The organism is Acinetobacter sp. 742879, assembly GCF_000588535.1.
Lineage (GTDB): Bacteria > Pseudomonadota > Gammaproteobacteria > Pseudomonadales > Moraxellaceae > Acinetobacter > Acinetobacter pittii.
The window spans coordinates 20,153-27,583 of record NZ_JFYC01000027.1 but is presented as its reverse complement, the minus strand read 5'-3'; the positions used below and the strand labels follow the sequence as shown (position 1 = coordinate 27,583).

Here is a 7,431-nt window from a genome sequence, read left to right as displayed (position 1 = left end):
CAGCCTGGTTCAAAAGTTTTAACACCTTTTGACTCTTCTATGCGGCAAGCTTCTTCGACTAAGCGCTCAGCTACCCCACGACCACGGTTCGCAGGGTGCACAACAATATATTCAAGAACCTTGCTTTCGCCTTGTCCTGAAGACCAAATTGCACCTATAATTTTGGTGTTAAATTCGGCAGTGTATAGCGTGGTATACTGTTGTAAATCTTGTTCAAGTTGTTCAATCGCATCGTGCCCGTCACCAAACTCCGGACTTGTATCATACAGTCGCTCAAGCTGATCGCGGATCTCTGAATTATCTAGAGAACTATAAGCATGTACGGTAATAGGCATTGATTAACCCTCCTGAGCAAACTATGATGCTGTCACGAATTCGTCACAGCGAAATTGTCGTTAACATCCAATCATTTTTGACGTTTTTTGAGGAACGTGTCCATGACGCAACGTATCAGTGAAGTGGTTAGAAATACCAATGAAACCAAAATTCGAGTTCGTTTAAATCTCGACGGTACTGGTCAAGGCACACTAAACACTGGAGTTCCATTTTTAGACCATATGATTGATCAAATCAAGCGACATGGCTTATTTGATATCGATATTCATTGTGACGGAGACCTCGAGATTGATGATCACCACACCGTAGAAGACTGTGGTATCACGCTTGGACAAGCTTTTGCACAAGCTTTGGGCGATAAAAAAGGTTTAAAACGCTATGGTCATTTTTATGCACCATTAGACGAAGCTTTATCTCGCGTTGTTGTAGATTTATCTGGTCGTCCGGGTTTATTCATGGATATTCCATTTACTCGTGCGCGCATCGGTACATTTGATGTCGATTTATTTTCTGAGTTTTTCCAAGGTTTCGTAAACCATGCGCTTATGACCTTACACATCGATAACTTAAAAGGTAAAAATAGCCACCATCAAATCGAAAGTGTTTTTAAAGCACTTGCTCGTGCTTTACGTATGGCATGTGAAGTTGATCCACGTGCAGAAAACACGATTGCATCGACAAAAGGTAGCCTCTAATGACACGTATCGCGTTACTTGATTATGGCATGGGCAATCTACACTCAGCAGCTAAAGCACTTGAGCATGTGGGCGCTACAGTCGATGTGACCAATGATCCAAAGTTAATTGCACGAGCCGACAAAATTGTTTTTCCAGGTGTGGGTGCAATGCGTGACTGTATGCAAGGTATGCGTGAAGCAGGTATTGATGAAGTTGTACGTAAAGCTGCTTTTAATAAACCTGTTCTTGCGATTTGTGTAGGTATGCAAGCATTGCTACAAAGTTCTGAAGAAAATGGCGGTGTAGACGCATTAGGTATTTTTGACGGCGTAGTAAAACATTTCCCTCAAATGGAAGGTTTGAAAGTACCACACATGGGCTGGAACCAAGTTCACCAAATGGCCCCAAGCCATCCAATGTGGAACAACATCGAACAAGATGCTCGCTTCTACTTTGTACATAGTTACTATGTCGAACCAAAAGATGAAAGCGTTGTGGCTGCGACTTGCGAGTATGGTGTGAACTTCTGCACAGCCATTCACAAAGATAATTTGTTCGCGACTCAATTCCATCCAGAGAAAAGTCATACTGCTGGTTTGCAGTTACTTAAAAACTTTGTGGAATGGAATATTTAATCTGATTTAAAACTGAAAAAGATCAGGTCTAGATGGCCTGATCTTTTTTTTATTTACAATAATAACTAATCATTTATAGAATGATATTTTATTCAACAAAATATTGAATATTTATACTTTTAAATAAAACCAAATGATCAGGAAAACAAAATGAATTCACCTTTTGAAAATCAGCCACTTCAACAAGATTCACCCTTTAAAGCTAGTGGTCGTTTTGGGCGACTCTCTTATGCTGCTTGGACATTCTTATTTTCACTCGTCATCGGTATCGCTGTTGTCATCATCGCTTTTACTTTTGGGTTTACATCTAGTCAGGAACTAACTAGCCTTTCTACGGCAGGCATGATTGTTATCGCCATTCTTTATATTGTTTGCCTCTATGTAAGTTTTGTATTTACCATCCGCCGCTTGCATGACCGCAATAATACAGGATGGCTATCGTTACTCATGCTGATCCCTGCCGTAAACCTGATTTTTATGATCTATCTCTTTGCGGCAAAAGGTACAGAAGGCAATAATGATTACGGCCCACAGCGCCCTACTCCTAGTTGGGAACGCATTTTAGGCTGGATTTATATTATCCTAATTCCACTTGCTTTGGTTTTTGCTGTCGTTGCCACAATCATGTCTCCAACCTATGAAGGCTATGTCGAGAAAAGTGAAAGTGTAGTCATTGGTACACCTTCTCAGTCTCAGTAATTTTTAAAGACATTCATAAAGCCTAGTCCTCTAGGCTTTATTCATATATAAAGTGAATAGCCCAATTCATTTGTACGCTGTTAAATATGTCCGAAGCCGTTGCCCTCCTTGATAAAGCCTCTATTCAGCAGCTTCCTCCTTTTGAAAATCTTAACCACCATAATATTGTGGTGATTGAAAATATTGAGCAATGCAAAAGTATTGAAGAAGAATTAAAAAACGCTGCAATTTTGGGATTTGATTCTGAGTCTAAACCTACATTTAAAGTGGGTGAAATCTCAACTGGTCCACACTTAATTCAACTTGCTACAACACAAAAAGCCTATTTATTTCATGTCAATTCATCGACTTTAAAATTCTTGCAGCCCATTTTATCTAACCAGAAGCAAATTAAAGTCGGTTTTGGCCTTAAAAATGATAAGCATATTTTTCATAAAAAAGGTATAGAGCTAGAAAGTTGTGTGGACCTTGCCAAAGGATTTAGTCACTTTGGTTTTAAACAGCAAATGGGCTTACAAAAAGCGGTGGCATTGTTATTTGGACAATATCTGGCAAAGTCGAAAAAAGTCGGAACTTCAAACTGGGCACGAAAGCCACTTACACCACAACAAATAAATTATGCCGCCGCCGATGCTTATGCTGCATTACTCGTATTTGAAGAGCTCAGAAACCAAAAACTATTACCTGCTCACATTTCACAAACTATTCAAACCGCACTTCAAGCGTAAAGTAATAAAAGTCTTTTCTAAGGCTTAGCGATTGATCAATACTTTGCTAAGATGTGCACAATTTCATAAACATGATGAAGCAAGGAGCGGAAGCATGCTAATCATTCCAGCAATTGACCTGAAAGATGGTAAATGTGTGCGTTTAAAACAAGGGCGTATGGAAGACGATACCGTTTTCTCTGACGATCCGGTTGCAACTGCCCAGCATTGGGTAAATGAAGGTGCGCGCCGTTTGCATTTGGTTGATTTGAATGGCGCTTTCGCAGGTACTCCAATTCATAAACCTGTTGTTGAAGCGATTGCTAAAGCTCAGCCAGAATTACCAATTCAAATTGGTGGTGGTATTCGCTCATTAGAAACCATTGAACACTATTTAGAAGCTGGCGTGACGTTTGTCATTATCGGTACTAAAGCTGTTCAAGAGCCTGAATTTGTAGAAGAAGCTTGTAAACGTTTCGCAGGCCACATCATTGTTGGTATTGATGCCATGAATGGTATGGTTGCAACTGACGGCTGGGCAAACGTTACTGATGTGAAAGCAACTGATTTAGCGAAACGCTTTGCTGATGCAGGCGTGTCTAGCATTGTTTATACAGACATTGCTCGTGACGGCATGATGCAAGGTGTAAACGTTGAGCAAACTGTAAACTTGGCTCAATACTCAGGCTTACCAGTAATTGCTTCTGGTGGTGTAACCAACCTTGATGACGTTCGTAACTTAAAAGGTCAACCGGGTATTTTAGGTGCGATTACAGGCCGCGCAATTTATGAAGGTACTTTAAACCTTCGTGAAGCTCAGCTTTTATTGGATGAAAACCGTCTTTAATTTTTAAGATGTAAAAAAAGAGCCTGATTAGGCTCTTTTTTATTTTTGATTATCTTTAGTTTAATAACTTTTCTAAATCGATTACCTCATCCGCAATTTCCATCGCATAGGGTGAATGCGTAATCATGATTACAGATGAAACAACCTGCTGAATATATTCAAGTATATTTTTTGCAGTATCTACATCCAAGGCAGCAGTCGGTTCGTCTAGGATAAGGAGCTGCGGACGAGCTAAAAGACCTCGAAGAATACAAATTCTTTGCTTTTCTCCTCCTGAAAAATTCTTATAAATTTCAGTTAAATCATCATCGAGCGTTAGTTGATGCTTTTTCAAAATATGTAATAGATTAAATTGATCAAGCATCTGAAGTAAGTAAGAATCCTCATATATGTGCGAGGAGTTATAAACTAAATTATCTCTAAGGGAATAAGGGAAAATAACTGGTTGCTGTGCAACGTAAACAACCTCATCAAAAATATGCTTAGAGAAATTTTGGCTAATATCAATATTCTTATAGCAAAGCTGCCCTGATTGAATCTGGTACACGCCCATTAAATAATTCATTAGAGAAGTCTTTCCCAAGCCAGTTGGCCCAATCACGACATACGTTTTATTGGCTAATATTGTTAAATTAAAATGATCTACGGCTCTTTTCCCAAGTAAAAATTTAGCATTTATAAATTGAAAGAGAACATTGGAGTCTTGAACGATAGAATGCTTATAATTTTCTTTATTGAGATCAAAGTATTTTCGATATTTTGCTAAGGCGACAAAGTTACCATTTAAACGCATCAAGCTTTGAGAAACCGCTAAAAATGGATTGGTGAGTTGAATAATATAAGTACTTATCAATACGAAAGCACCCGGTGTAAGCTGCTTTTCAGTTGAAAGAAAGACTGTAAATAACATAAAAAAGAGTAAAAACAAAAAGATCAGGAACAATTGAGAAATCATCAATAGCCCTATTTTTTTATTCCTATCTTTAGCTGTTTTGATGAATGAGTCTAATGTGGTATTAAATTTTGACAATTGAAACGGTACTGCATTTTTTACTTTAATTTCATATGAATTTGAGATCTGATGTATCAAATGGCTATTTACCTGATTATCTTGTTGATACATCGAATCGAATAAAGAACTGCTTGTTTTATTTATATGAAAGGAAACTAAAAAAATAACGATAGCTACCAATAAAAAACTGATACTAAAAAGTAAGCTAATGGTTGTAAATAAAACGGCAAAAATCATAACCAATTGGAAAATGATTGGCCCCAAATGAAGCAATAACGTTAAATTAATCTCACCAAAAGCAGAACTTCCTCTCGCAAGATCACTGATGACTGTTCCAGTTTCAATTTGATCTTGTTCATCTTTTTTAAGATTTAAATAATTTTTTAACCCCGCAAAGATTAATGCACTTTTGAAATCAACCATCAAATAAGCACTAAAAATATTTTTTGTCCAATTACATAACTCATTTGCTAACCATGCTGCCGCATACGCGAGTACGATTAGATATAAGAAATTAAATGGAAGTCGAATATCTAGTGGAAAGTTATATGCCTGTGCAGAGTAATCAATAATAATTTTTAATAGGTATGGCAATAATGTCGTAAAGAATGCTGTAAACATTACTAATAAAAACATGAGAAACATACTACCTTTCTGCTTCTTATAATTTTCTTTAAAACCCTGCCATAAAAATTTATAGTTTTGAATATCTTGTGAACTTAATAAAAACTTCATTTCTGTATCTTTTTTCTATTAAAACGAGTTAAAAATAATTTCATTACACAAGAAATATCATAACTTGCCTTATTTATTCTTATTCATATTTTTTGTTTAAATTGAATTCACAGGTTTTTAAGATAGGTCATATGCATCATATATGTCTTCAATGAACTGCATAAATTTTAAAAACATACATTTTATTAAAAAGCTTAAATTCCAAATCAATACACCACATTACGAGTAAATTTAAGCACTTGGTTACCACTATTGATATAGGTATAAGTAACAGAACTTTCAAAAATAAAAGATGAATCAGCAGGAATTATTTTTTTGCTGTCTGTAAATTGTATGGTCAACTCACCTTCTAATACGTAAATAATTTCTTGCCATCCGTCTGCATCTGCTTCCGCAACGTAAGACTCTCCCACTGCCAAAGACCATATCCAAAGCTCAACTTGGGAACGAGATGGAACTGAAGCGAGAAAGGTTGCTTTACTTTCTTCATCTTCACCCTGCCAAGCGAGTGCATTTACTACAGCATGTTCTTTATGCTCAGGTGCACTCACAATCGTTTTAAAATCCACACCCAACACTGCTGCAATCGCATCGAGTTTGGCCAAACTAATATTGACCTGCCCTGTTTCCAAAGCAGCAATGGTTCGTCTACTCACACCTGCCTGATCTGCCAAATCTTGTTGACTCAAATCTCGCTCATCTCTTAATGAACGAATATTTGTGCCTACGTGCTGTAAAACGGTACTCGACTGGCTCATAGAATGGATTAGCAAGAAAATTTGAGCAATATATTGCACAAAATACAAGAATAGCGCAATATGTGCAGTATATTGCACAATTTAATTTAACTTGAGTATGTCACCAATTTCTCTGAGTTCAAGCAAAGCCCCACAGTTAGCCCTCATTTTGATTACGATCATTTGGGGAGGAACATTCCTTACTGTGCAGTATGCGCTGAATTTTGCATCACCTATGTTTTTTGTAGGCTGTCGTTTTGCTGTAGCAGCTCTTACTTTGCTTCTTATCTCATTAAAAAGTATGAAAGGTGTTACTTTAAAAGATTTAGGCGCTGGTAGCGCGATTGGTCTTGTGATTGCGGCAGGCTACGGCACCCAGACCATTGGCCTACAAACCATTCCGAGTAGTGAATCCGCTTTTTTAACGGCGCTATATGTTCCGCTTGTTCCTATTTTAATGTGGCTCATCTTTAGAAAAACTCCACATATTATGACTTGGGTGGGAGCTGCTCTTGCGTTTGCTGGCCTTGTTTTCTTAACGGGAAATGGTTTTGAGCAAATTTCATTAAGTTTTGGGCAGCTGTTAACAATCTTGGGTGCCTTTGCGATTGCTTTAGAAATTATTTTTATTAGCTACTTTGCTGGAAAGGTAAATTTACGCCGCGTCACAATCATTCAACTTGGTGTCGCTTCTCTACTTTCTTTCGCGATTATGCCTGTGGTAGGTGAACATACGATTCCAGCATTTTCATGGCCTCTAATACTTATTGCTGTTGCATTAGGTTTAGCGAGTGCACTCATTCAATTTGTAATGAACTGGGCTCAACGTGTGGTTGATCCTTCACGTGCTGCAATTATCTATGCTGGCGAACCTGTTTGGGCAGGCATTATTGGTCGAATTGCAGGTGAGCGTTTGCCAATGATTGCTCTTTTAGGGGGTGCTTTAGTGGTCTTAGGCGTTTTAGTCAGTGAGTTAAAAATTAAGTTACCTATTAAAAAAACTAAAAGAATTCGAGAATAAAAAAAGAGAGCTTAACGCTCTCTTT

The 7,431-nt window shown here is 37.6% G+C and carries 9 protein-coding genes; 6 read left to right on the top strand and 3 right to left on the bottom strand.

Annotated elements, in window-relative coordinates; genetic code table 11:
• Positions 1-335, bottom strand: a 335-nt coding sequence (locus J690_RS23040; protein WP_032038705.1) for a GNAT family N-acetyltransferase, incomplete at its 3' end; no start/stop codon positions are given.
• A 102-nt stretch (positions 336-437) separates the two neighbouring features.
• Here J690_RS23040 and hisB point away from each other — a divergent pair.
• The 5 genes from hisB to hisA all read left to right on the top strand — a co-directional run bounded on the left by hisB (position 438) and on the right by hisA (position 3,901).
• Positions 438-1,031, top strand: a complete 594-nt coding sequence (gene hisB / locus J690_RS23035) for an imidazoleglycerol-phosphate dehydratase HisB (protein ID WP_002116767.1) — start codon at positions 438-440, stop codon at positions 1,029-1,031.
• Complete coding sequence (gene hisH, locus J690_RS23030) at positions 1,031-1,648, top strand: imidazole glycerol phosphate synthase subunit HisH (RefSeq protein WP_032038702.1); 618 nt, start codon at positions 1,031-1,033, stop codon at positions 1,646-1,648. Before hisB ends, hisH begins: the two co-directional genes overlap by 1 nt.
• 150 nt (positions 1,649-1,798) lie before the next feature.
• Entirely contained in the window at positions 1,799-2,347 is a 549-nt protein-coding gene (locus J690_RS23025; protein ID WP_032038700.1) for a DUF805 domain-containing protein, read from the top strand.
• Between the two features lie 86 nt (positions 2,348-2,433).
• Positions 2,434-3,075, top strand: a complete 642-nt coding sequence (locus J690_RS23020; RefSeq protein ID WP_032038698.1) for a 3'-5' exonuclease — start codon at positions 2,434-2,436, stop codon at positions 3,073-3,075.
• Between the two features lie 94 nt (positions 3,076-3,169).
• Positions 3,170-3,901: a 1-(5-phosphoribosyl)-5-[(5-phosphoribosylamino)methylideneamino]imidazole-4-carboxamide isomerase gene (gene hisA / locus J690_RS23015; RefSeq protein WP_000905538.1), complete on the top strand. Its 732-nt coding sequence runs from the start codon at positions 3,170-3,172 to the stop codon at positions 3,899-3,901.
• Positions 3,902-3,956: 55 nt separating this feature from the next.
• Here the strand turns inward: hisA and J690_RS23010 are convergent, their stop codons facing one another.
• Positions 3,957-5,648, bottom strand: a complete 1,692-nt coding sequence (locus J690_RS23010; RefSeq protein WP_032038695.1) for an ATP-binding cassette domain-containing protein — start codon at positions 5,646-5,648, stop codon at positions 3,957-3,959.
• A 206-nt stretch (positions 5,649-5,854) separates the two neighbouring features.
• Entirely contained in the window at positions 5,855-6,406 is a 552-nt protein-coding gene (locus tag J690_RS23005; protein WP_032038692.1) for a helix-turn-helix domain-containing protein, read from the bottom strand.
• Between the two features lie 97 nt (positions 6,407-6,503).
• Here J690_RS23005 and J690_RS23000 point away from each other — a divergent pair, with 97 nt between their 5' ends.
• Positions 6,504-7,406 (top strand): DMT family transporter, encoded by a 903-nt coding sequence (locus J690_RS23000; RefSeq protein WP_032038690.1) that lies wholly within the window; start codon positions 6,504-6,506, stop codon positions 7,404-7,406.
• Positions 7,407-7,431 lie beyond the last annotated feature (25 nt).

Bases quoted from the DNA above. Each gene is read 5' to 3' on its own strand.
- hisH (WP_032038702.1), top strand. From the start codon at position 1,031: ATGACACGTATCGCGTTACTTGATTATGGCATGGGCAATCTACACTCA.
- J690_RS23025 (WP_032038700.1), top strand. From the start codon at position 1,799: ATGAATTCACCTTTTGAAAATCAGCCACTTCAACAAGATTCACCCTTT.
- J690_RS23010 (WP_032038695.1), bottom strand. From the start codon at position 5,648: ATGAAGTTTTTATTAAGTTCACAAGATATTCAAAACTATAAATTTTTA.
- hisB (WP_002116767.1), top strand. From the start codon at position 438: ATGACGCAACGTATCAGTGAAGTGGTTAGAAATACCAATGAAACCAAA.
- J690_RS23005 (WP_032038692.1), bottom strand. From the start codon at position 6,406: ATGAGCCAGTCGAGTACCGTTTTACAGCACGTAGGCACAAATATTCGT.
- J690_RS23020 (WP_032038698.1), top strand. From the start codon at position 2,434: ATGTCCGAAGCCGTTGCCCTCCTTGATAAAGCCTCTATTCAGCAGCTT.
- J690_RS23000 (WP_032038690.1), top strand. From the start codon at position 6,504: ATGTCACCAATTTCTCTGAGTTCAAGCAAAGCCCCACAGTTAGCCCTC.
- hisA (WP_000905538.1), top strand. From the start codon at position 3,170: ATGCTAATCATTCCAGCAATTGACCTGAAAGATGGTAAATGTGTGCGT.